Here is a 21553-nt window from a genome sequence, read left to right on the forward strand (position 1 = left end):
TTGTTCTGTACGCTCCGAAGTACGGCCGGACCATCGGTAGATGGGAGGACGTCCTGCCCAGGGTGATAGTCGCAGAAGCGCTGAGTTCTCTTTCGCGCGCCCACCGCGAGGTCCTCACCGAGACGGTCATGCGCAATCGTTCGGTCAACGAGGCCGCGGATATATTGGGTATCCCACTGGGTACCGCCAAGAGCAGGGTCTACTACGCGCTCCGCGCCCTGCGCATCGTGCTCGAGGAGCGAGGGGTTTCCACATGACCGTCGCGCACACCGACGTCGGTGCGTACGCTCTCGGTCTCCTCGAGGAGGACGACCGGCAGGCGTTCGAAGACCACCTCGGCGACTGCACCGCATGCGCGGCGGAGCTGAGCGGGCTCGGCGGCATGCGCAGTCTGCTCGCCGGCATCGGCCCGGTCGAGGTCGACGACGAGGAGCCCGAGGACCTGTCGGGCAACATCACCGCCCTGGTCGACCGCCGCAGACGAGAAGACCGCCGCAGGCGCCGCGGCACGCTGGTGATCGGGCTGGCGGCCGGCGTCGCGCTGGTGGCGGGCGGCGTCACGGTCGGTTCGGCCATCGTCTCGCCGGACGGCGGGGGCGAGCACCAGCACGGCAGCCCCGCCGCGGACGTCCTCGCCAACGGCGTACGCCACTCGGCCACCGACCCGGCCACCCACGCGGTGGGCGTCGTGGCGACGCGTGCCGAGCCGTTCGGCACCGAGGTCGGGCTGGACCTGGCCAACGTCCGCGGCCCGCTGACCTGCCGGCTCGTGGCGATCACGCGGTCCGGGCAGCAGCAGCCGGTGACCGAATGGGCGGTCCCGCCCAAGGGGTACGGCGTGCCCGGCTCTCCGGCCCATCTCCAGGTCCACGGCGGCATCTCCGTCAAGCCGTCGGACGTCAGCCGCTACGACGTGCTCATCGAGGGCGGCGGCCGGCTGGTGACGATCCCGGTCTGAAGCCGGTGCCGGGACCGTCATCGCCTATCTGACGATCCCGCCCGTGGCCGGTTGCACGCGGCGCCCCTGTGTGACCACGAATGGCCGATGGTGATGGTAGGTATTTCCAGCTGAATGGAGCTTGACTCGTCGGCCGAATGGCACGGCCGACAGGCACGGAAATCGCGTTTCGCGCACCGGAATCCGGGCGCGGTGAATGGGGCCGGGAAACGACCCGGCCCCATCGCGCGTCATGACGCTCGCTTGATCAGTTTTCCGTCCGCGCCGACGACGTACCAGACGTCGTCCACGCCCTGGCCGTCCACGTCGCCGGGGTTCATGTCCCCGGCGTAGTAGTACAGCGGCCAGGTGCCGTACGTCGCCTGGAGGGTGCCTTCGGCGCGCTTGGTCTCGCCGAGGAGCGCCTTCTGGGTGCCGGCGCCCGCGGTCACCGCCTTGCCGCTGACCAGCGCGGGCCAGCTCGCGATGCACTGTCCGGAGCAGCTGCTGCCGCCGTTCTTGTCATTGGTGAACGCGTACAGCGTGCGTCCGCTCCGGTCGGTCAGGATCGGGCCCAGGCTCGACTGGCTGACCGTGACGCCCGCCCCGGCCGGCGCGGCATGGCCGCCGGGCTCGTGGCCGCCGCCGCCACCGCCACAGGCGGCGAGGCCGGTCGCGAGTACGGCACCGAGGACGAGGAAACGTATGCGCATGAGAGCTCCTTATTCAACGGGATCTGGCGTGCAGTACGCATACGACGGACCGGCGGTTCAATCCGTTTTTCCCTGAATTCGGGTGAACCGCCGAGGTCCGCGGTGCCGTACCGGGGGGCGAATCACGAAAAAGGCACCTCTGTTCAAAGGAATGAGAATGCGCAAGAGACTGGCCGCGATACCCGCCATCGCGCTCGCCTTCGGCATGCTCGGCACGACGGCCGCGCGCGCCACGGACTACCCGACGCCGGAGCCCTCCGGCGGATCCCAGGACCACTCGATGCCCGGCATGCCGGACATGAAGATGCCCCAGTCGGCCCCGCCGCCGCAGCGGCAGGACGTCTCACGCGACGAGGCCATCGCACGGGCACGCCAGCGGCCGGTCTACTTCGCCGCCCGTCTCTCCGGCCGGAACGAGGTCCCGGTGGCGGGCAAACCGGCCGTCGGTGACCCGGACGGGAGCGCGACCGGCGTGATCCGCCTGCAGGGCGACCGGGTGACGTTCGCCTTCAACTGGAAGGGCATCACCGCGCCCACCCTCGGCCACATCCACCAGGGCGTGGCCGGCGTGAACGGTGACGTCAAGGTGCCGCTCTTCACCACGGCGATGCCGGACACCGCGACGGCCGCGGCGGGCTCGGTGACCGTGCCCGACCCGGCCATCGCCGACGCGATCCGCCAGAACCCGGGTGGCTTCTACCTCAACCTGCACAGCAAGGAGTTTCCGGGAGGTGCCGTACGCGCCCAGCTCAGCCCGCTGGCCGGGCCCACCGACGTGCTCCGGCTCGTGACCGGTGGCGGCCTGCGCGGGTTCCTGTCCGGTGACCAGGAGGTGCCGGTGGCGAACGGCCCCGCGGTCGGCGACCCGGACGCGCGCGCCGTGACCTTCATCCGCCCGGCCGGTACACAGGTCGGTTACTCCTTCGCGTGGATCGGCGTGACACCCACCCTCGGCCACATCCACCAGGGCGCCTTCGGTGCCAACGGACCGGTGGTCGTCCCGCTGTTCACCACTCCGGTGCCCGCCACGGTCTTCGCCATCGCGGGCACGGCCACCGGCCTCGACCCGGCCGTCGTCCGCCGGATCGGCCAGAACCCGCGCGGCTTCTACGCCAACCTGCACTCCGCGGAGTTCCCCGGCGGCGCCCTGCGCGCCCAGCTCGCCGGCTGACGCCCGACCGTCAGGAGGGCCCGGAGCGACACGCTCCGGGCCCTCCTGACGTCGCGCGTACGGTCAGCGGAAGTGCACGAGCACGCGTCCGGTGTTGCTCTCGTCGGTCTCGACCCGCTGGTACAGCTTCCTGAGGTGAGCCTGCTTCAGCATGGCGAGGACGCGCTGCTGGAGCTTGCCCGACCCCTTGCCCGGGATGATCTCGACGGTCTCGGCCTTCGTGCGCACGGCCTCGAAGATGATGGCCCGTACGGCGCGGTCGACCTCGCGTTCGTTCCGAAAGATCGGATGCAGATCGAGCGTCAGCGTCATGGGGATTCTCCTCCGTACCCGGACCGGTCCCGTGAAGTGAACCACGCATCCCCTCAGGTGCGTACGACGGATGACCGTGCATGAGTCAAGGGGGGCACAGATGGTCCACGAACCGATGGAAGACGTCGTCACGGAGGCCGCGGAGGGGACGGGGAGCCACTGGCGGACGCGTGCGGCATGCCGGCCGTACGGCTCGGAGCTCTTCTTTCCCGCGAAGGCGGACCTCCGGAACACCGTGATCGCCCGGGCGAAGGCGATCTGCCGCCAGTGTCCCGTACGAGAGGAATGCCTGCTGGCGGCGATGGACGGCGGCGAGAAGATCGGCATCTGGGGTGGTTTCACCCCTGAGGAGCGCGCACGGCTCCGCCGCCTGAACCGGCGTGCTCCGGCCGTCCGGTGACGCGGAGAGCGTCGCAGGTGCGCTGAGGCTTCCCCGGTGGCATGGTCGACATGTCGCCGGGGATAGCTCATTCATGGGCTGGATATTGAGCCAGGCTTTACATGGGCCGCGTATTAAGGAACAGAAGGGTTGCGGCGAAGGAGACCCCGATGCCAAGCACGATGATCCCCAGCACGTCGGACCTCGCGGAGGTCCTGTTCGCCTCGACGCTCCAGGCGTCCGAGGCGCCCACCGCCTCGCAGGTACGCACGGTCGTCGAGCAGGGCCTGCGGACCTTGATCGAGGACTGCATGGCCTGTGTCTCGTGCGTCGCGCAGGAGGCCGGCGACCACCCCGATGAGTTCGCCCGCCGTATGCACTGGGCGCTGGACACGGTCCGGTCCGTCTACGGCGTCCAGTTCGGCTGAGCACGCGGGCGCCGGACCCGCCGATCGCGCCCTGGGTGGCGCCCAGGGCTCGCCGGGGTGAGATTCTGGACTCGATCGCCGGCCCGCCGGGGCCGGCCGGAACACGAGGGGCGCCCCGCGATGTCCGTCACCTGTCCGCACGTACTCTCCCTGCCGCCGGCGGTCGCCCCGCACACCACGGCGGGCTGCGAAGACTGCCTCAAGATCGGCTCACCCTGGGTGCACCTGCGCGAGTGCCTGAGCTGCGGGCACATCGGCTGCTGCGACTCCTCGCCCAACCGCCACGCCCGTGCGCACGCGGCGGCGGACGGCCATCCGGTCGTGCGTTCCTTCGAGCCGGGCGAGGACTGGCGCTGGTGCTTCGTGGACGAGACGTTCGTGTAGGAGCCCGCGTGGGATCTTAAGTCTGATTCGGCCACATACGAGGACATCGAGGGGGATAGGCCGTTCGCTTCCGGGGATGGCTACGATGTGCCCCCCAACTCACCATCCGCGCCCGGGGCGACCCGGGCCGCCGCGGCGAGCCGAGTAGTGATCCCCCCACGGAAGGCGAGCATGCCGTCCACCTCCGTCAAGCGTCGTGGCAACAAGAGTGGAAACAAGAAGACGAGCAACAAGAAGACGGGCGACAAGAAGCCGCGCGACAAGAAGACCGGCGGCAAGAGCGGCTCTCGACCCTTCACGAGCTACCTGATACGCGGCCTCTGGATCATCGCGGGGCTGGTCGGTGTCGTGCTGTTCGCCTACGTGATCTCCAAGCTCACGTTGCGGCCGGAGCCCGGTGCCGGAAAGTACGTGCATGACAACACGCACCCGGGCCAGACGCTGCGGCTGTACCTCGATCAGCCCAGTGTCAGGACGGCGCTGCTGGAGATCGGCGGCAACCTGGTCCTGCTGATGCCGCTCGGCGTTCTTCTGCCCGTGCTGTCCAACCGGTTCCGCGGTCCGCTCCGGATACTTCTCGTAGTCGGACTCATCTCGTTGTGCATCGAGACGGTCCAGGGCACGATGCTCGCCGGCCGGGCGTTCGATGCCGATGACGTCATCCTCAACACGGTGGGCGCGGTGCTGGCCTACCTTCTCGTCGGCCGCCGGGTCTCGCGCTGGGCGCATCGTTCGACCTGACGCGCGTTGTACGTGCGGATTCGCTACGATTGTCGCTTGGCAAGCTTTTTGTGATCCCGGCTGTGAGAACCGCCCGGCGGGCGGCCTCGCCTCGTCCGGGAGCGTGGCCGGCCATACGCGCGCGGGGGCGCGCGTCCCGGGGGCGATCAGGATCATGGAGATACGGGTGACGACCCGATGACCGGCGACGTGCGGATCGCGGTGGCGCGCCACGCCGGGACCACCGTCATGGCGGTCTCGTCGTCGCGCGCCGGCCGGCGTGTGCCGCGATGAGCGGCCGGATGACGGTCACCGAGGCGTGGGACCTGACCGTGGCCGACGAGGGCCAGGTGCACGGCGCGACCGCGGCCGCGTCCGCCGCGGCGCTTGCCGCCGGCCTGGACCCGGGCGAGGTCGCCACCTGTGAGCGGCTCGCGACCGAGCTGGCCACCAACCTCGTCCGGCACGCCGTCGGCGGCCGGTTGCTGGTCAGCGTCGCCGGCAAGGGCGCGGTGCAGATCGTCGCGGTGGACCGGGGCCCCGGTATCGACGACGCGGCGGTGTCCAGGATCGACGGCCGTACGACCGGCACGTCGCTGGGCGCCGGCCTGGACGCGTGCCGGCGTGAGGCGGCGCAGTTCGACCTGTACAGCAGGCCTGGACAGGGCACGGTCGTGCTGGCACGGGTCGGACCGGCCGCCGCGGAGCCGGCGGGGCCGGTCGAGTTCGGCGGGATCATCACCCCGCATCCGGACGAGTCGGCGGTCGGGGACGGCTTCGGCCTGGCCTGGGAAGGCGAGCGGATGACGATCGGCGTCGTCGACGGCCTCGGGCACGGAGTCGAGGCGGCCGAGGCGCGGCAGGCCGCGCTGGAGCGGTTCGAACAGCGTCCCGCCCGCGACTCGGCCGGTCTGCTCCGCGAGATCGACGTCGACCTGCGGGTCACGAGGGGTGCCGCCGCCGCGGTCGCCCAGATCGACGGGCGGTCCCGTCAGCTCACCTTCGCCGGGATGGGCAACGTGACCGGCCGGCTGTTCCGGCCCGGCAACGCCCAGACGCTCGTGTCCCGGCCGGGCATCCTCGGTGCCGGCCATGGCATCGGCGCCGCCGCCCGGCCACGGCTGCACCGGCTGGTCGCCGCGGACTGGCTCGCGCCGGCCGTGCTCGTCATGCACACGGATGGCGTCACGAACCGCTGGGACCCGGCCGACCATCCAGGCGCAGACAATCACCATCCCGCGATCCTGGCCGCGCTGATCTGGCGGGACGCTCTGCGCGGCAACGACGACGCCACGGTTGTCGTAGCCCGTACATCACCGGAGAATGGTCTTCGATGAACGAGCGGATCCAGGACGGACCGATCGGCGATCCGGTCGCGGCCCTCGCCACGGTCGCGTCCGCCATGGGACGGTTCGGCGTCGCCGAGGACGAACGCGCCGGGTTCCTGGCCACCGTCGCACGGGCGCTGCGCGACCACCGGCCCGGCGACCGGCTCACGCTCAGCGTCACCGGCGGATCCCTGAGCGCCACGGTCGGGAACGGCGCGGCACCCGCCTCGACGGCGACGGTCGCGGCGTACGGCGAGACCGCGTCCGACGGCCGCGGCGACGGGGCCGGACTGCTCGACCTCGTCATCGGCCAGCACGAGGCCCTCGGCCGGCAAGGGCAGGAGCTGGAGCAGACCGGCCAGGGAGTCGTCGCGCTGCACGCCGAGCTCGCCGAGACGACCGAGCGGCTCCGCCACGCCAGTGACCTGCAGCGCCGCCTGCTGAGCGCCGAACGCCGGGCACATGCCGTGGCCGAGGCGTCACGTGCCCGGCTGGCGTTCCTGGCCCACACCGGCGCCATCCTGGCCGAGTCGCTCGAGCACGAGCGGCTTCTCTGGCGGTTGCACGCGAGCGTCGTCCCGCGTTACGCGTCCCGCATGACGGTGTGGCTGGTCCGCGAGCCCGGCCTGCTCGACCCCTATCCGCCCGCGGCCGAGGCCGAGCGGCCCCGGCCGCTGGTCGAGAAGGCGTTCAGCAGCGGCCGGGCCCAGCACGCTACCCGCGTGCCGGGCGACGAGGAAGTGGCGCCGGGCGTCGACACCACGATCGACGATCAGCAGATCCTCGCGGTCCCGCTGATCTCACGAGGCACCACCCTCGGCGTCCTCGCCGTCGAGCCGCCCGCGGACTCCTTCACCGCCGAGGACGTCGCGGTCTTCGGCGAGCTGGCCCGGCTGACCGCCGCCGCGACCGACAACGCGCTGCGCTACGAGCACGAACGCGACGTCGCGGAGCTGCTGCAGCGTGCCATGCTCACCGACCTGCCGTCGTCTGGACGGCTGCGTTTCACCGCTCGCTACCTGCCCGCCGAGGCGGGGCTGAACGTCGGCGGCGACTGGTACGACGCGTTCGAGCGCCCCGACGGCGACATGGTCGCCGCGGTCGGCGACGTCACGGGGCACGGGCTTCAGGCGGCCGCCCTCATGGGACAGCTGCGCACCACGCTGCGGGCGTTCGCGATCGACGCCGACGGCCCGGGCGAGGTCCTGACCCGGATGCACCGGCTCCTGTCGCATCTTCAGCCGGACGACCTGGCCACCGCGGTGCTCGCGCAGGTGTCCGGCGACGGCCTCCTGCGCTGGGCCAACGCCGGTCACATGCCGCCGTTGCTCCGCGCGCCCGATGGCACCGTGACGGTGCTGGAGGGCCACGACTTCCTGCTCGGCATGCCACTGGAGGGCGCACGCCTGCAGGAGTTCGGCATCCGGCCCGAGCCCGGCTCGATCGTGCTCTTCTACACCGACGGACTCATCGAGCGGCGCGGAGTGCCCCTGGGGGAGGGGATCGACAAGCTCGCCAGGGCGTTCGCGCGGGCGGATGGCGAGCTCGACGTCATCGCCGACAGCGTGCTCACGGACATGCTGCGCGACAGCGCCCGCGAGGACGACACGTGCCTGCTGATGTTCCGCACGGCAACGCCGTGACCATCACGTGTCCGCGGTTCCGGTCCACGTGGTGGCCCGCTCGGAATATAGTTGGCGTAATAAGACAGTTGTCCTCCGGCAACTAACGCGGTCCCCGGGGCCGCTGGAACATATCGGCGGTCCTCTTCACCGGGTCCCGCCGTGCTGGAAGGAGCCTCGATGGCTGACTCCGAGACGGAGCAATACGGTGAGCTCGTCGACCGGCTGGCCGGCGACTATCCCGACGTCCCCCAGCAGGTCGTGGAGGAGCAGGTCGCCAAGGCGGTCGAAGGGACTCATCTGTTCGGCGAGGTTCCGACGACCGTGGAGCTGGTCGAGACCATCGCGACGGAGAACGTCGCACGGGTCGACCGCGCCATGCGCGGCGGAGCGGACCTGAGCGAGGAGAGCCCCGGACCGCGGGAGCAGGTGGCCACCGAGCCCTGAGCGGGCGTCAGGCGGGCATCGAGAAGGACTCGGCCGATCCGGACGTGCCGGACACGTCGGCCGCGGCGCGGAACTCGCTGAGGCCGTTGAACAGCGCCTGGCGGGCTACGGAGGGCATCCGGGCCAGAACCTTCTTGATCTCCTCCTGCCGCTCCTGGCGCACGCGGTCGAGCAACGCCTCGCCGTCGGGACTGAGCCGGATGGCGATCTCTCTCCGGGATTGCTGACCGGACTCGCGTACAATCAGCCCAGCGGCTTCAAGGCGGTCACACAGTCGGCTTGCCGAGGACAGGAGCGCACCGAGCTCGGCCGCCAGACCACTGAGATTGATCGCTCCGTTTTGCTCCACGACGAACAGAACGCGCAGCTGAGTGGCCGGAACCGGCACGCCAGGCGCACTCTGTGGTCCCGTCCAGATCCGGACGATCGCTTCGGCGGCCAGATCGATCGCAGCGGCGCATTCCGACAGCTGCGATGAATCACCCACATCCGCCACCATACCCCTACCGTCACACATCGCGCGTGCGCAGTCACTCGTTCACGCCGCGCATCCGAACAGTTCATTACCCAAGGCAGCCGAGCGAGACGAGATCATGTCCGAAGACCAGCGACGTAACACCGAACGCGCCATCTGGGAGGCTCAGCCGCACGCCCTCGCCGGGAGTGTGTCCGACGCCATCCGGCAGTCCTATGGCGCGACCTCCGTCGAGTTGCTGCTCGCGGACTACCGGCTGGACTTCCTCATCCCGGTCGCCTCGGAACGCCCGGGGTTCCGTATGGACGGCACGCCCGCCGGACGCGCCTTCGCCGCGCAGGAGCCGGTGCTGAGGCCGCCGGCCGACGACGGGCCCTGGGAGTTCCACCTGCCGCTGGCCGTGCGGGGCGACCGCTCCGGCGTCCTCACCGTGTCACTGCCGGACCAGCCCGACCTGGCCACACGTGAGGAGCTCGTCGCGCTCGCCATGGTCCTGGCCCGTGCGCTCAAGATCGCCGATGACGGCACCGACCTCTACCGGCGCGTGCGGCGTCGCAACCGCCTCACGCTCGCCGCGGAGATCCAGTGGGAGCTGCTGCCCGGACGCTCGTGCGTGACGGATGAGTTCCACCTGGCCGGGCAGCTCGAGCCGGCCTACGCGATCTGGGGTGACAACTTCGACTGGGTGACCGCCGCCGACCACCTGAGCGTCTCCGTCACCAACGGCATGGGCCGCGGGGCCGACGCCGCCCTGCTCACGCAGCTCGCCGTCGGCGCCCTGCGCAACGCCCGCCGCTCCGGCGCCGACCTGATCGACCAGGCCACGCTGGCGAACGAGACGATCTACAACCACCACCACGGCCGGCGGCACGTCTCGACGCTCCTGCTGCGGTTCGACCTGGCCACGGGGCGGGCCGCGGTCATCGACGCGGGCTCGCCGAAGATCTTCCGGATGCGCGGCGGCAAGGTCGATCCGGTCGAGCTGGAGGCGCAGCTCCCGCTGGGCATGTTCGACGACACCCAGTACACCGAGCAGGAGTTCGCCGTCGAGACCGGCGACCGCCTCATCATCCTCAGCGACGGCTTCCACGCCGCCGTGTCCCCCGGCGGCGATTCCTACGGGGCGTCCGCGCTGGCGATGGGGCTGCGTCAGACCCGCCTGCAGAGCCCGTCGGAGGCGGTCCGCACTCTCACCCGCGGTCTCCTCGACTACTACGAGGGCGGCGAGATCGCCGACGACGCCGTCGTCCTCTGCCTGGACTGGACCGGGCGGACGGCCGGCAGCCCGCCGGGCGTGTGACGGTCAGCCTTCCGGTTTGATCCAGTCGAAGGTGCGCTCCACCGCCCGATGCCAGTTGTCGTACTCCACGGTGCGGCGCACCGGATCCATCGCGGGCAGCCACTGCGCCGCGCGGTGCCAGTTGCGCCGCAGCCCCTCGAGATCGGGCCAGTAACCGACGGCCAGCCCGGCGGCGTACGCGGCGCCGAGCGAGACGGTCTCGGCGGCCATGGGGCGGATCACCGGCACGTTGAGGACGTCGGCGATGAACTGCATGAGCAGGTTGTCGGCGGTCATGCCGCCGTCCACCTTGAGCGCCTTGAGCGCCAGTCCCGAGTCGGCGTTCATCGCGTCGACCACCTCGCGGGTCTGCCAGCCGGTGGCCTCGAGTACCGCGCGCGCGAGGTGGCCCTTGGTGATGTAGGAGGTCAGGCCCACGATGATGCCGCGTGCCTCGCTGCGCCAGTACGGCGTGAACAGCCCGGAGAAGGCCGGCACGATGTAGCAGCCGCCGTTGTCGTCCACGGTGCGCGCGAGGGTCTCGATCTCCGGTGCGCTGCTGATGATGCCGAGCCCGTCGCGGAACCACTGGACCAGCGCGCCGGTGATCGCGATGGACCCCTCGAGGGCGTACACCGCGGGTTCCGAACCGATCTGGTAGCCCACGGTCGTGAGCAGGCCGTGGGTCGACTGGACGGGTTCGGTGCCGGTGTTGAGGAGCAGGAACGCACCCGTGCCGTACGTGCACTTGGCCTCGCCGGGCGCGAAGCAGGTCTGCCCGAAGAGCGCCGCCTGCTGGTCGCCGAGCGCCGCCGCGATCCGTACGCCCGGCAGCACCCGCTTGGCGGGGCCGTAGGTCTCGGTCGAGGGCCGGATCCGCGGCAGCATCGCCCGTGGCACGCCGAAGAAGGTCAGCAGGCCGTCGTCCCAGTCGAGCGTGGTGAGGTCCATCAGGAGGGTACGGCTGGCGTTGGTGACGTCGGTGACGTGCAGTCCGCCGTTCGGGCCACCGGTCAGGTTCCAGATGAGCCAGCTCTCCATGGTCCCGAAGATCACATCGCCGCGTTCGGCGCGTTCGCGCAGGCCGGGGCGGTTGTCGAGCATCCAGCGGATGCGCGGCGCGGAGAAGTAGGTGGCCAGCGGGAGGCCGCTGCGCTCGCGCACGATCTCGGCCTGCGGGTGCCCGGCGAGCTCGTCGACGAGCCGGTCCGTGCGGGTGTCCTGCCAGACGATGGCATGGCCGATCGGGCGGCCGGTGTGCCGGTCCCACAGCACCGTGGTCTCGCGCTGGTTGGCGATGCCGAGGGCCGCCACCTGGTCCGGAGAGCACCCGGCCTGGGCCACCGCCTCGGGCGCGATGCGCTCGAGGTTGCGCCAGATCTCCATGGCGTCGTGCTCGACCCAGCCGGGTTTGGGAAAGTGCTGTTTGTGCTCGCGTTGTGTGACCGAGACCAGGCGCCCGGCGTGGTCGAACAGGATGCATCGTGTCGACGTCGTGCCCTGGTCGACCGACATCACGTAACGCTCTACCATCGCGTCCCTACCTCCAAGGTCGGGCAGCAGGGCCTCACCAGCGGGAGGCCCCCAGGTCTCGGGAGACCGCGCGCGCGGCGTCCCGTACGTAAGTCACCAGCGTCGGGTTCGGCCGTCCGCCGGGGCCGCAGATGCGTTCGATGGCGCCGCGGATCCCCATGGCGCCGACCACCAGCCCGCCCTGACCGCGGATCGGAGCGGCGACGCCGGCCTCGCCGACCGTCATCTCCTCGATCTCGTCCGCCCACCCCATGTCACGCACCCGCGCCAGCGCCTTGGCGAGGTCGCGGGGAACGGTGTTCGTACGTCTGGTGAACGGTTCGAGGTCGCCGTGAAGTGTGGCCGCCGTACCCGCGTCGTAGGCGAGGAGGACCTTGCCGAGCGCGGTCGCGTGGGCCGGGAGCAAGGCCCCGACGTCCAGGGTCTGCAGAGTGTCGTCGGGCCGGAAGACGTGGTGGACGACGAGCACCTTGCCGTCGAGCGGAGTGCCGATTCGTACCGCCTCGCCGCTGCGGGCGGCGAGGGCGTCCGCCCAGTTGATCGCGCGGGACCGCAGCTCGTTGACGTCGAGGTAGCTCGTGCCGAGGTGCAGCAGCGCCGCGCCGAGCCGGTACTTGCCGGTCTCCTCGTCCTGTTCGACGAAGCCGACGCCGTGGAGCGTACGCAGGATGCCGTGCGCGGTTCCGCGGGCCAGGCCGAGCGATCCCGCGATCTCGCTGACGCCGAGCCGCCCCGAGCCACGCGCGAGCAGGCGCAGGATCGCCGCCGCGCGCTCTATCGACTGAACCGGACCAGGCACGGTGCGGAGCATAGCGATGTCAACATATGTTCGACAATGTCGGCATTGTTGCCACGCTCCGGCTCTGTGATCATCCGAATGCCCCCCGTGGTGGCCCGCCGACGTCCGAAACGGTCGTGTGAGGCCCGTGTCCGCTTGGCAACGCAGGGCGGTGTTCGACAATGTCGGCACCTGTCTGTTGACCCCCTGCCTGGACCGACTTACCGTCCGGGCAGCCGTGAGAGACCTGAACCCCCTCATCACGCGCGGGTGCCTCGTGATGTCCGTAACGGATGTCGTCATCAAGGAGGAGACGTGGCAGAGCGATTGAAGATCCCAGGGTTGGCCGGTGAAATGGCCGCCGAGTTCGCCGGGACCCTGATCCTGATCTTGTTCGGAGCGGGTGTCGTGGCGCAGGTGGTGGCCGGTGGTATCGGCGACCATGACAGCATCGCGTGGGCGTGGGGCCTCGGCGTCACCCTGGGCGTGTACGTGGCGGGCCGGATCAGCGGCGCCCATCTCAATCCGGCGGTGACCGTCGCGCTCGCCGTCTTCAAGGGCTTCTCCTGGCGCAAGGTCGCCCCGTACGCCCTCGCGCAGTTCCTCGGCGCGTTCGTGGCCGCCCTGATCGTCCGCTGGAACTACAGCGAGGTCCTCGCCAAGCTGGACCCGGGGCACACCATCAAGACCCAGGGCGTCTTCTCCACCCTGCCCGGCAACGGCGCGCTCCCGGTGCACACCTGGGGAGCCTTCCGTGACCAGGTGATCGGCACCGCCATCCTGCTCTTCCTGATCCTGGCCGTGACCGATCTGAAGAACTCCTCACCCGCCGCCAACCTCGCGCCCTTCATCGTCGGCCTGATCGTCGTGGCGATCGGCATGGCCTGGGGCACCGACGCCGGCTACGCCATCAACCCGGCACGTGACTTCGGCCCGCGCCTGGCCTCGTTCATCACCGGGTACGGCACGGCGTTCCGCGACCAGTACGGCTCGCTGTACTTCTGGGTGCCCATCATCGGCCCGCTCATCGGCGCGGTGCTCGGCGCCGGGCTGTACCAGGCTCTGGTGGCGCGATTCCTGCCCTCGGACGACAACGAACCCGGCCAGCTCCCGACAGACTCTGAGCTCGAGACCGCCTGAGTCCCCAAAGAAAGAAAAAGAAAGGCGACCTTCCATGGCCGACTTCGTCGGAGCCGTTGACCAGGGCACCACGAGCACGCGTTTCATGATCTTCGACCACTCGGGCAACGAGGTGGGCAAGCACCAACTCGAGCACGAGCAGATCCTCCCCCAGCCCGGCTGGGTCGAGCACAACCCCACCGAGATCTGGGAGCGCACCAGGTCCGTCATCGAGACCGGGCTCCACCAGGCGAACCTCACCGCCACCGACCTGTCCGCGCTCGGCATCACCAACCAGCGCGAGACCGCCGTCGTGTGGAACCGGCGTACCGGGCGCCCCTACTACAACGCGATCGTCTGGCAGGACACGCGTACCGACCGGATCGCCTCGGCGCTGGACCGCGACGGGCGCGGCGACGTGATCCGGCAGAAGGCCGGTCTGCCGCCGGCGACGTACTTCTCCGGCGGCAAGATCCAGTGGATCCTGGAGAACGTCGACGGGGTACGCGAGGCCGCCGAGGCCGGGGACGCGGTGTTCGGCAACACCGACACCTGGCTGCTGTGGAACCTCACCGGCGGGGTCAACGGCGGCGTGCACGTCACCGACCCGACCAACGCCAGCCGCACGATGCTGATGAACCTGGAGACGCTGGACTGGGACGACGAGCTGCTGTCGTTCTTCAATGTGCCGCGTTCGATGCTGCCGAAGATCCAGCCGTCGTCCAACCCGGACTTCTACGGGATGACCCTGGCGAACGGCCCGGTAGGCGGCGAGGTGCCGCTCTCCGGTGACCTCGGCGACCAGCAGGCGGCGACCGTCGGGCAGGTCTGCTTCGGCGTCGGCGAGGCCAAGAACACCTACGGCACCGGCAACTTCCTGTTGCTCAACACCGGCACCGAGCTCGTACGGTCCAAGAACGGGCTGCTCACGACGGTCTGCTACCAGTTCGGCTCCGAGGCGCCCGTGTACGCGCTGGAGGGCTCGATCGCGGTCACCGGATCGGCCGTGCAGTGGCTGCGCGACCAGCTCGGCATCATCTCGGGCGCCTCGCAGAGTGAGACGCTCGCCCGGCAGGTGGAGGACAACGGCGGCGTGTACTTCGTGCCGGCCTTCTCCGGCCTGTTCGCCCCGTACTGGCGCTCCGACGCTCGCGGCGCCATCGTCGGGCTGTCCCGTTTCAACACCAACGCCCACCTGGCGCGGGCCACGCTCGAGTCGATCTGCTACCAGACCCGCGACGTCGTCGAGGCGATGCGGCAGGACTCCGGCGTCACGCTCGACGTGCTGCGCGTCGACGGCGGCGTGACCGCGAACGAGCTCTGTATGGAGATGCAGGCCGACGTTCTCGGCGTACCGGTCTCCAAGCCGGTCGTCGCGGAGACCACGGCACTCGGCGCGGCGTACGCGGCGGGCCTGGCGACCGGCTTCTGGCAGAACACCGACGAGCTCAAGCAGAACTGGAACGAGGACAAGCGCTGGGAGCCGCGCTGGAGCGAGGACCAGCGCGCCAGTGGATACGCCGGCTGGAAGAAGGCGGTCGAGCGCACCCTCGACTGGGTCGACGTCGACTGATCCCTTCGGCGGGCGGGGCGCCGTCCGGCGCCCCGCCTCGCCGCGTGTCACTCCCGTCCCTTGTCTCCCTTTGCCCCCTCAGACCCCGAGCCTTGAGGAGCCCGACTGTGAAACCCGCATCCCTGGGACCGGCCGATCGCGCACGGGCGGTGCGCGAGCTGGCGGACCAAGAGTTCGACGTGCTGGTCGTGGGCGGCGGCGTCGTGGGCGCCGGAGCGGCGCTCGACGCCGTGTCACGCGGCCTGTCCGTGGCGCTGATCGAGGCCGCGGACTGGGCGGCCGGCACGTCCAGCCGGTCGAGCAAGCTGATCCACGGTGGCCTGCGCTACCTCGAACAACGTGACTTCGGCCTCGTACGCGAGGCGCTTCGGGAGCGCGCCTTGCTGCTGACCAGGATCGCGCCCCACCTGGTGCACCCGGTCCCGTTCCTGTACCCGCTGAAGCACCGGATGTGGGAGCGCTTCTACGTCGGCGCCGGGATCGGCCTGTACGACTCGATGGGCGGCTCCGGGGCGGTGCCGCGGCACCGGCACCTGAGCCACCGGCGTGCCATGAGGATGGCGCCGGCCCTGCGCGGCGACGCCTTCGTCGGCGCGATCCAGTACTTCGACGCCCAGGTCGACGACGCGCGCTTCACGATGACGCTCGCGCGCACCGCCGCCGGCTACGGGGCCACGGTCGTGAGCCGGGCGCGGGCGACCGGCTTCGTCCGTGAGGGCGAACGCATCGCCGGCGCCCACATACGTGACCTGGAGAACGACCGGGAGATCACCGTGCGCGCCCGCGAGGTGATCAACGCGACCGGCGTATGGACCGAGGAGACCCAGGGGCTCTCCGGCGCCCGCGGCGACCTGTCCGTACGCGCGTCCAAGGGCGTCCACCTCCTCGTCCCGCGCGACCGGATCCGCCTGGACACCGGCCTGATCATGCGGACGGAGAAGAGCGTCCTGTTCGTCATCCCGTGGGGCCGCCACTGGATCATCGGGACGACGGACACGCCCTGGGACCTGGACAAGGGCGACCCGGCCGCCAGCGGCGCCGACGTGGACTACCTGCTCGAACACGTGAACTCGGTGCTGACGATCCCGCTCGTGCCCGACGACATCGAGGCCGTGTACGCGGGCCTGCGCCCGCTCGTGTCCGGGGGCGCGGCCGAGACGACCAAGCTGTCACGCGAGCACACCGTCTCCCAGCCGGTGCCCGGCCTGACCGTGATCGCCGGCGGGAAGTTCACGACGTACCGGGTGATGGCCGAGGACGTGGTCGATGCCGTGGTGGGGCGGCTGCCGCTGAACGTCCCCGCCTCGGCGACCCACCGGTTGCCGCTCGCCGGGGCCGTCGGGTACGAGGTGCTGTGGAACGACCGACGGCGACTGGCACGCCGCGCGGGCCTGCACGTCGCACGGATCGAGCACCTGCTGAACCGCTACGGCTCGTGTGTGGACGAGCTCCTGGAGCTCATCGAGGCCGACCCCTCGCTCGGCGAACCGATCTCCTCGGCCGCGGACTACCTGAAGGCCGAGGCGGTCTACGCCGTGACGCACGAGGGCGCTCTGCACATCGAGGACGTCCTGCGCCGCCGGCTGCGTGCCTCGATGGAGGAGTGGGACCAGGGCGCCGCCGCGGCGCCGGAGGTCGCCGCGCTCATCGCGCCGCACCTCGGGTGGGACGCCGAGACGGTGAAGCGCGAGACGGAGCACTACCTGCGCCAGGTCGAGGCCGAGCGCGACGCCCGCCGGCAGCAGGACGACGTCGCCGCGGCCGCCGCCCTGGGGGAGGTTCCGGCACTGTTCCCGGGCCGCGCCGCCTCCTGAGCCACGGCACGCCGGTCGGGGCCTCGCACCACGCAGGCGTGAGGCCCCACCGGTGGGTCACCGGCCGGCTGAGAGCCGTCCGTCAGCACCAGTCCCAGTCGTCCCAGTCGTCGCAGCAGTCCCAGCCGCAGCCCCACCATGAGATGAGGTGGCTGGCGAGATGCTGACCGGTCACCGGAGCACTTGTCGTCGCCGCGCCGGCAGGGGACGCCGCACCCATCGTGAGTGCGGCCGCGCCCGCGAAGGCCGCACCGGAGATGGCTACCGCGAGTCGCTTCGAAATCGCCATGGAAATACCTCCCTGGTTCGTCCCGTACGGCATGACGGGTCATTGTCATGCCAGGCAATTTGCGGCTTTTATGGCCTCATCACCTAATTCAACCTCACATGTCCTGGTCGGCAGGCGCAATACTGACAAAGGGCTATATGCCACATCTTGACCACTATTGGATGGGTTTGACGGTCCCGCTTTAAGTGGTGAACCGCCCTGGTGGGAGCGGATCTCCCGGCTCCGCCGACCGGATATGGCATTCCGCGTGCGGCACGGTCTTCATGGTCCGGTGGATGGCCTGTCATGGTCCGTTCATGGGCGTATCGCGGGATTTTCGAACGGGACCATCGGCGCCTCGTACGGGACCATCCGGCCCTGCGCCGCCCCTCGTACGCGCGTTTCGATGGAGGTGTCGACGAGCCGCGGAAGGGGCCGGTCATGAACGCGATCATCGTGGGCGCGGACGGTTCGCGCCACAGCCTCGGGGCGGTCGGCTGGGCCGCCGAGGAGGCCGCCCTGCGGAGGTCACCCCTGCGGGTCGTGCACGCCGTGCCTCCCTGGCTCTATGACCGGAACGTCGACCCGCGGCTCGTCTCGGTACGCGAGTGGCTGCTCGCCGGTGGCCAGGAGGCCATCGGGGAGGCCGTCGAGACGGCGCGCGCCCGGGTGGGCGGCGAGGTCGACGTCGCGGGGGAGGTCGTGCCCGGTGGGGCGGCACGCACGCTGCTCGAACGGGCGCGCGAGGCGTCCATGGTCGTGGTCGGCAGCCACGGTGTGGGCACGGTCGCCGGGTTGCTGCTGGGATCCACGGCGCTGCAGGTGGTGGCGCACACGCGCGTGCCGGCCGTGGTGGTACGCCATGTGGAGCCCGTCCTGCGACAGGAGATCGCGGTCGGCTTCGACGCGCCGCCGGCCGGCGACTCGACGCTCGCCTTCGCGTTCGAGGAGGCGGCCATGCGCAGGGCGCGCCTGCGGGCCGTACACGTCTGGTCCGACCCCGGTACCGGGCTGGGCGGCATGACACCGCTGGTCTATGACCCCGAGCAGATCGCCGAGGAGCAGACCCACCGGCTGAACGAGGTGCTCGCGCCCTGGCGCGACAAGTACCCCGAGGTCCAGGTCGTGATCGAGATCGTCCACGGCCGGCCGGTGCGGATCCTGGCGGGCGTCTCGGCCCGGGCCGATCTCCTGGTGGTGGGCACCCGCGGACTCGGCGGTTTCACGGGCCTCATGCTGGGTTCGGTCAGCCACGGCCTCCTGCACCACGCCCACTGCCCGCTGGCGGTCGTACCGCCACCCGGCTGATCCGGCCGCAGGTCCCTGCTCGCCGGGACTTTCGTCTCTGCCGGTCCCCGGGCACGGATGGTGCGCTGAAGACCTACGACGGACGGGGAGCGCACATGAATGCCGTGGAGACACCGCGGGCGGACGAGATCGCGCACTTTCTCGTCGACGCCGCGGTCTGGGCGCCGTCGGTGTACGACACCCAGCCGTGGTGGTTCGGCACGCGGGGCTGGACGGTCACCGTGCACGCCGACGCCGAGCGCAGGCTGGACGTGGCCGATCCCCGCGGCCGCGAGATGTTCATCAGCTGCGGAGCGGCGCTGTACACGCTGCGCCTCGCGGTGCGCAACATCGGGCGGATGCCGGAGGTACGCCTCCGGTCCGACCCGCGCAGGCCCGGCCTGATCGCCGACGTCAGGGTCGGCGTCGAGGAGCCGGCCACCGCCGAGGAACGGCAGACGTACGCCCAGGTCAGGCGCAGGCACACGCACAGCGGAGGGTTCCGGCCCGGCGGCCTGCCGATCGGCCTGCTGCAGGCGCTCCGCACCCACGCCTACTGCGAACAGGCCTCCCTGCGCATCGTGGCCGACCCGAGGGCACGGATCGCGCTCGCCGCCCTGACAGAGGCGGCCGAACAGGTCCAGCGGCAGAACCCGGCGTACGCCGCCGAGGTGGCCCGCTGGGCGGCGGGGGACCGGCCGGCCGCGCCGGCGGACCAGGCCGCGCCGCTCGCGCCACTCGGTCCGGAGGAGCCCTGCCCGCGCGAGTCGGCACATCTCGACCCGGACTTCGCCGGATGCGACTTCGCGCGCGGTCAGGGCTGGGGCCAGGCCGGCACCGAACAGCGAGACGCGAACGGGGTCGTGGCACTGCTGGTGACCGACGACGACGACCGGGACGACTGGCTCTGCGCCGGGCAGGCGCTGCAGCGGATCCTGCTCTGCGCGGCCGAGTACGAGGTCTCAGCGGCCTTCCACAGCCAGGCGCTGGAGGTACCCGAGCTGCGGGAATTCATCCGCAACCGATTCTGCGACGGCGCGCACCCACAGATGATCATGCGGCTGGGCGTCGCCCACGAGGGCCCCGCCCGCCGGTCCGTGACCGAACTGACAAGAGGCGAACTGTAACCGCGGCCCCACGTCCTGTCCCGAAGCCCTCGGCCGGGCCCGCCCCCGTCGTCGAGCCGCTTCGTAGTGGAGCTGATCCGTCGTGGGGCCTGCCCGTCCTGGAGCCCACCCACCTGGAGTCCACCCACCTGGGGCCTGCCCGTCCTGGAGCTCACCCGTCTGGGACCCGCCGTCTGGAGCTCACCCGTCTGGAGCTCACCCCCCTGGGGCCTGCTCATCTGGAGCCCACCCCCCTGGAGCCCACCCCCCTGGAGCCCACCCCCCTGGAGCCCACCCGCCCGGGGGTGCCATCCCACTCTCATTGTCCAGCGAGAACAGCGGCGGGCGGAAGTAGAGCGGGGTTCTGTGGATAACGCCACCCAGGCGCCACCCAGGCCACCCAGGCGGCGCCACACGGCAAATCAGCTGAGACAGGGCCTAGTCGTCCCGTGACCGGTCGCCGCTCGCCTTGAGCTGGGCCACGAAGGCCGCGGCCTGCGTACGACGGCGCATGTCGAGTTTGGTGAACAGGTTCGACACGTAGTTCTTGACCGTCTTCTCGGCCAGGAACAGGCGCTCGCCGATCTGGCGGTTGGTGAGGCCCTCGCCGATCAGTTCGAGGATCTGGCGCTCCTGGTCGGACAGGGTGGACAGGGGATCCTTGCGGGTCTGGCGTTCGCGCAGCCGGTGGAGCATCTGGGCGGTGCTGTGCGGGTCGAGCAGCGACTGCCCGGACGCGACCGTACGGACCGCCGAGACGAGGTCGGACCCGTGGATCTGCTTCAGTACGTATCCGGCGGCGCCCGCCATGACCGCGTCGAAGAGCGCCTCCTCGTCGGAGAACGACGTGAGCATCAGGCAGGCGATGCCGGGCAGGCGAGAGCGGATCTCACGGCAGACGCCCACACCGTCGCCGTCGGGTAGGCGTACGTCCAGGACGGCGACGTCGGGCCGTACCGCCGGGATCCGCGCGATCGCGTGGGCGGCGGTGGCCGCCTCGCCGACGATCTCTATGTCGGACTCGGACTCGAGCAGTGCCGCGACGCCACGCCTGACCACTTCGTGGTCGTCCAGCAGGAATACCCGAATCGTCATGCCCCTGGCCCCGTCATCCGTGCGGGCCGGCGGTCGCCGGCCTGTGTCCTCACGTTAGGAGGCGTTCCTCGGTTCAGAGCGGTACGAACGTCGGCGATCCTCAGGACCTTGGTCCCTGGCGTGAGCCGGGCGGCGTGTTCCAGGCCCGTGATCGAGGCCCGTGATCGCTCAGGGAAGGCCCGTCCAGCGCGGGGCGACCGCGGCCCATTCGCGTTCCCACAGCTCGAGCCGGCGTCGTTCGAGCCGCCGGTCGATCAGCGTGCGGGCGGCCGAGTGCAGCAGCCCGAGCAGGGTGACGGCGGTCAGTGCGGCCATGACGCTGTCCGCGACCGTCTGGGAATGCTTGCGTGGACGCGAGGTCAGCGCTCCGGCGCGGTCGACCCAGACGGACCGGTGCGCGCCGACCGCCGAGTTGCCGTTGTTCGGCACGACGGCGGTGTGGGCCCCGCCGGAGGCGTCATGCCAGCCGATCCGCACGGTCTGGTCCAGCACCCCCTTGGGTGACACGTCGAGCACGACGGCGCTCACCTGGTGACGGGTATGCGACTGTAGCCGTTCCGCCCGCAGCCCGGCGTTCCCGGCGAGGCGCGCGGTCACGAAGGCCACGAGCGGTGCGAGGACGAGGAAGAGCAGGCAGAGCGTGACCATCGCCCGGACGTGGGTGCGGTCGACCGGACGCCGCAGCAGGTTGCCGTCAGGGCGCAGGTAACGGACGACGCCCAGAAGCTGGATCGTGAAGGTTCGCATCGGACACCTCCGCAACGGCCTTTACTCCGCAGACTAAG

The 21553-nt window shown here is 70.6% G+C and carries 24 protein-coding genes; 16 read left to right on the forward strand and 8 right to left on the reverse strand.

The genetic code is table 11. The features are described from left to right. Positions 1 to 62: 62 nt before the first annotated feature. Together FB559_RS45765 and FB559_RS26020 are read left to right on the forward strand one after the other, a co-directional pair. Positions 63 to 257 carry a sigma factor-like helix-turn-helix DNA-binding protein gene (locus tag FB559_RS45765; RefSeq protein ID WP_425455082.1) on the forward strand — a complete coding sequence of 65 codons (195 nt, stop codon included), beginning with the start codon at positions 63 to 65 and terminating at the stop codon, positions 255 to 257. Further along, positions 254 to 958 carry an anti-sigma factor family protein gene (locus tag FB559_RS26020; protein WP_141958513.1) on the forward strand — a complete coding sequence of 235 codons (705 nt, stop codon included), beginning with the start codon at positions 254 to 256 and terminating at the stop codon, positions 956 to 958. The genes FB559_RS45765 and FB559_RS26020 overlap by 4 nt, the downstream gene beginning before the upstream one ends. A gap of 230 nt (positions 959 to 1188) precedes the next feature. On the opposite strand, the gene FB559_RS26025 is transcribed toward FB559_RS26020, so the two are convergent. After that, on the reverse strand, positions 1189 to 1650 hold the full coding sequence (locus FB559_RS26025; RefSeq protein ID WP_141958515.1) for a COG4315 family predicted lipoprotein: 462 nt from the start codon (positions 1648 to 1650) through the stop codon (positions 1189 to 1191). Between the two features lie 157 nt (positions 1651 to 1807). On the opposite strand from FB559_RS26025, the gene FB559_RS26030 reads away from it, so the two are divergent. After that, positions 1808 to 2821, forward strand: coding sequence for a CHRD domain-containing protein (locus tag FB559_RS26030; RefSeq protein WP_185792406.1), 1014 nt, complete (start codon positions 1808 to 1810; stop codon positions 2819 to 2821). Positions 2822 to 2884: 63 nt separating this feature from the next. Here the strand turns inward: FB559_RS26030 and FB559_RS26035 are convergent, their stop codons facing one another. Continuing rightward, entirely contained in the window at positions 2885 to 3133 is a 249-nt protein-coding gene (locus FB559_RS26035; protein ID WP_141958519.1) for a Smr/MutS family protein, read from the reverse strand. A gap of 100 nt (positions 3134 to 3233) precedes the next feature. Here FB559_RS26035 and FB559_RS26040 point away from each other — a divergent pair, with 100 nt between their 5' ends. From FB559_RS26040 to FB559_RS26070, 7 genes are all read left to right on the forward strand, one after another. Continuing rightward, positions 3234 to 3533 (forward strand): WhiB family transcriptional regulator, encoded by a 300-nt coding sequence (locus FB559_RS26040; RefSeq protein WP_246122056.1) that lies wholly within the window; start codon positions 3234 to 3236, stop codon positions 3531 to 3533. Positions 3534 to 3682: 149 nt separating this feature from the next. After that, positions 3683 to 3940 (forward strand): hypothetical protein, encoded by a 258-nt coding sequence (locus FB559_RS26045; RefSeq protein WP_141958521.1) that lies wholly within the window; start codon positions 3683 to 3685, stop codon positions 3938 to 3940. 120 nt (positions 3941 to 4060) lie between these two features. Continuing rightward, the gene (locus FB559_RS26050) at positions 4061 to 4324 is read left to right on the forward strand and encodes a UBP-type zinc finger domain-containing protein (protein WP_141958523.1); all 264 of its coding nucleotides are present in this window, start codon (positions 4061 to 4063) and stop codon (positions 4322 to 4324) included. A 171-nt stretch (positions 4325 to 4495) separates the two neighbouring features. Further along, entirely contained in the window at positions 4496 to 5065 is a 570-nt protein-coding gene (locus FB559_RS26055; RefSeq protein ID WP_141958525.1) for a VanZ family protein, read from the forward strand. 281 nt (positions 5066 to 5346) lie between these two features. Next, on the forward strand, positions 5347 to 6381 hold the full coding sequence (locus FB559_RS26060; RefSeq protein ID WP_185792407.1) for a SpoIIE family protein phosphatase: 1035 nt from the start codon (positions 5347 to 5349) through the stop codon (positions 6379 to 6381). After that, the gene (locus FB559_RS26065) at positions 6378 to 8015 is read left to right on the forward strand and encodes a PP2C family protein-serine/threonine phosphatase (protein ID WP_141958529.1); all 1638 of its coding nucleotides are present in this window, start codon (positions 6378 to 6380) and stop codon (positions 8013 to 8015) included. The genes FB559_RS26060 and FB559_RS26065 overlap by 4 nt, the downstream gene beginning before the upstream one ends. Positions 8016 to 8174: 159 nt before the next feature. Next, positions 8175 to 8441: a hypothetical protein gene (locus FB559_RS26070; protein ID WP_141958531.1), complete on the forward strand. Its 267-nt coding sequence runs from the start codon at positions 8175 to 8177 to the stop codon at positions 8439 to 8441. Positions 8442 to 8448: 7 nt separating this feature from the next. Here the strand turns inward: FB559_RS26070 and FB559_RS26075 are convergent, their stop codons facing one another. Then, positions 8449 to 8940 (reverse strand): MarR family winged helix-turn-helix transcriptional regulator, encoded by a 492-nt coding sequence (locus FB559_RS26075; protein ID WP_141958533.1) that lies wholly within the window; start codon positions 8938 to 8940, stop codon positions 8449 to 8451. Between the two features lie 94 nt (positions 8941 to 9034). Between FB559_RS26075 and FB559_RS26080 the strand changes: the two genes are divergently transcribed. Beyond that, a complete protein-coding gene (locus FB559_RS26080) occupies positions 9035 to 10216 on the forward strand; it encodes a PP2C family protein-serine/threonine phosphatase (protein ID WP_141958535.1) in 1182 nt (393 codons plus the stop codon). 3 nt (positions 10217 to 10219) lie between these two features. On the opposite strand, the gene glpK (FB559_RS26085) is transcribed toward FB559_RS26080, so the two are convergent. Both glpK (FB559_RS26085) and FB559_RS26090 read right to left on the reverse strand, forming a co-directional pair. Further along, complete coding sequence (gene glpK, locus FB559_RS26085) at positions 10220 to 11728, reverse strand: glycerol kinase GlpK (protein ID WP_141958537.1); 1509 nt, start codon at positions 11726 to 11728, stop codon at positions 10220 to 10222. Positions 11729 to 11762: 34 nt separating this feature from the next. Further along, positions 11763 to 12527, reverse strand: a complete 765-nt coding sequence (locus FB559_RS26090; protein WP_141958539.1) for an IclR family transcriptional regulator — start codon at positions 12525 to 12527, stop codon at positions 11763 to 11765. Positions 12528 to 12821: 294 nt separating this feature from the next. Between FB559_RS26090 and FB559_RS26095 the strand changes: the two genes are divergently transcribed. From FB559_RS26095 to FB559_RS26105, 3 genes are all read left to right on the forward strand, one after another. Continuing rightward, positions 12822 to 13646, forward strand: a complete 825-nt coding sequence (locus tag FB559_RS26095) for an MIP/aquaporin family protein (protein ID WP_141958541.1) — start codon at positions 12822 to 12824, stop codon at positions 13644 to 13646. Positions 13647 to 13680: 34 nt separating this feature from the next. Next, complete coding sequence (gene glpK, locus FB559_RS26100) at positions 13681 to 15198, forward strand: glycerol kinase GlpK (protein ID WP_141958543.1); 1518 nt, start codon at positions 13681 to 13683, stop codon at positions 15196 to 15198. A gap of 107 nt (positions 15199 to 15305) precedes the next feature. Beyond that, positions 15306 to 17012 (forward strand): glycerol-3-phosphate dehydrogenase/oxidase, encoded by a 1707-nt coding sequence (locus FB559_RS26105; RefSeq protein WP_141958545.1) that lies wholly within the window; start codon positions 15306 to 15308, stop codon positions 17010 to 17012. Positions 17013 to 17094: 82 nt separating this feature from the next. On the opposite strand, the gene FB559_RS26110 is transcribed toward FB559_RS26105, so the two are convergent. Beyond that, on the reverse strand, positions 17095 to 17301 hold the full coding sequence (locus FB559_RS26110; RefSeq protein ID WP_141958546.1) for a hypothetical protein: 207 nt from the start codon (positions 17299 to 17301) through the stop codon (positions 17095 to 17097). A gap of 420 nt (positions 17302 to 17721) precedes the next feature. On the opposite strand from FB559_RS26110, the gene FB559_RS26115 reads away from it, so the two are divergent. Next, complete coding sequence (locus tag FB559_RS26115; protein ID WP_141958548.1) at positions 17722 to 18588, forward strand: universal stress protein; 867 nt, start codon at positions 17722 to 17724, stop codon at positions 18586 to 18588. Between the two features lie 95 nt (positions 18589 to 18683). Next, positions 18684 to 19694 (forward strand): Acg family FMN-binding oxidoreductase, encoded by a 1011-nt coding sequence (locus tag FB559_RS26120; protein ID WP_141958550.1) that lies wholly within the window; start codon positions 18684 to 18686, stop codon positions 19692 to 19694. A gap of 417 nt (positions 19695 to 20111) precedes the next feature. On the opposite strand, the gene FB559_RS26125 is transcribed toward FB559_RS26120, so the two are convergent. Beyond that, positions 20112 to 20768, reverse strand: coding sequence for a response regulator (locus FB559_RS26125; protein WP_141958553.1), 657 nt, complete (start codon positions 20766 to 20768; stop codon positions 20112 to 20114). A gap of 168 nt (positions 20769 to 20936) precedes the next feature. Next, positions 20937 to 21515, reverse strand: coding sequence for an Rv1733c family protein (locus tag FB559_RS26130; protein ID WP_141958555.1), 579 nt, complete (start codon positions 21513 to 21515; stop codon positions 20937 to 20939). Positions 21516 to 21553 lie beyond the last annotated feature (38 nt).

Origin of the sequence: Actinoallomurus bryophytorum (genome assembly GCF_006716425.1) — a bacterium.
Lineage (GTDB): Bacteria > Actinomycetota > Actinomycetes > Streptosporangiales > Streptosporangiaceae > Actinoallomurus > Actinoallomurus bryophytorum.

Bases quoted from the DNA above. Each gene is read 5' to 3' on its own strand.
- FB559_RS26020 (WP_141958513.1), top strand. From the start codon at position 254: ATGACCGTCGCGCACACCGACGTCGGTGCGTACGCTCTCGGTCTCCTC.
- FB559_RS26025 (WP_141958515.1), bottom strand. From the start codon at position 1,650: ATGCGCATACGTTTCCTCGTCCTCGGTGCCGTACTCGCGACCGGCCTC.
- FB559_RS26030 (WP_185792406.1), top strand. From the start codon at position 1,808: ATGCGCAAGAGACTGGCCGCGATACCCGCCATCGCGCTCGCCTTCGGC.
- FB559_RS26035 (WP_141958519.1), bottom strand. From the start codon at position 3,133: ATGACGCTGACGCTCGATCTGCATCCGATCTTTCGGAACGAACGCGAG.
- FB559_RS26040 (WP_246122056.1), top strand. From the start codon at position 3,234: ATGGTCCACGAACCGATGGAAGACGTCGTCACGGAGGCCGCGGAGGGG.
- FB559_RS26045 (WP_141958521.1), top strand. From the start codon at position 3,683: ATGCCAAGCACGATGATCCCCAGCACGTCGGACCTCGCGGAGGTCCTG.
- FB559_RS26050 (WP_141958523.1), top strand. From the start codon at position 4,061: ATGTCCGTCACCTGTCCGCACGTACTCTCCCTGCCGCCGGCGGTCGCC.
- FB559_RS26055 (WP_141958525.1), top strand. From the start codon at position 4,496: ATGCCGTCCACCTCCGTCAAGCGTCGTGGCAACAAGAGTGGAAACAAG.
- FB559_RS26060 (WP_185792407.1), top strand. From the start codon at position 5,347: ATGACGGTCACCGAGGCGTGGGACCTGACCGTGGCCGACGAGGGCCAG.
- FB559_RS26065 (WP_141958529.1), top strand. From the start codon at position 6,378: ATGAACGAGCGGATCCAGGACGGACCGATCGGCGATCCGGTCGCGGCC.
- FB559_RS26070 (WP_141958531.1), top strand. From the start codon at position 8,175: ATGGCTGACTCCGAGACGGAGCAATACGGTGAGCTCGTCGACCGGCTG.
- FB559_RS26075 (WP_141958533.1), bottom strand. From the start codon at position 8,940: ATGGTGGCGGATGTGGGTGATTCATCGCAGCTGTCGGAATGCGCCGCT.
- FB559_RS26080 (WP_141958535.1), top strand. From the start codon at position 9,035: ATGTCCGAAGACCAGCGACGTAACACCGAACGCGCCATCTGGGAGGCT.
- glpK (WP_141958537.1), bottom strand. From the start codon at position 11,728: ATGGTAGAGCGTTACGTGATGTCGGTCGACCAGGGCACGACGTCGACA.
- glpK (WP_141958543.1), top strand. From the start codon at position 13,681: ATGGCCGACTTCGTCGGAGCCGTTGACCAGGGCACCACGAGCACGCGT.
- FB559_RS26110 (WP_141958546.1), bottom strand. From the start codon at position 17,301: ATGGCGATTTCGAAGCGACTCGCGGTAGCCATCTCCGGTGCGGCCTTC.
- FB559_RS26115 (WP_141958548.1), top strand. From the start codon at position 17,722: ATGAACGCGATCATCGTGGGCGCGGACGGTTCGCGCCACAGCCTCGGG.
- FB559_RS26120 (WP_141958550.1), top strand. From the start codon at position 18,684: ATGAATGCCGTGGAGACACCGCGGGCGGACGAGATCGCGCACTTTCTC.
- FB559_RS26125 (WP_141958553.1), bottom strand. From the start codon at position 20,768: ATGACGATTCGGGTATTCCTGCTGGACGACCACGAAGTGGTCAGGCGT.
- FB559_RS26130 (WP_141958555.1), bottom strand. From the start codon at position 21,515: ATGCGAACCTTCACGATCCAGCTTCTGGGCGTCGTCCGTTACCTGCGC.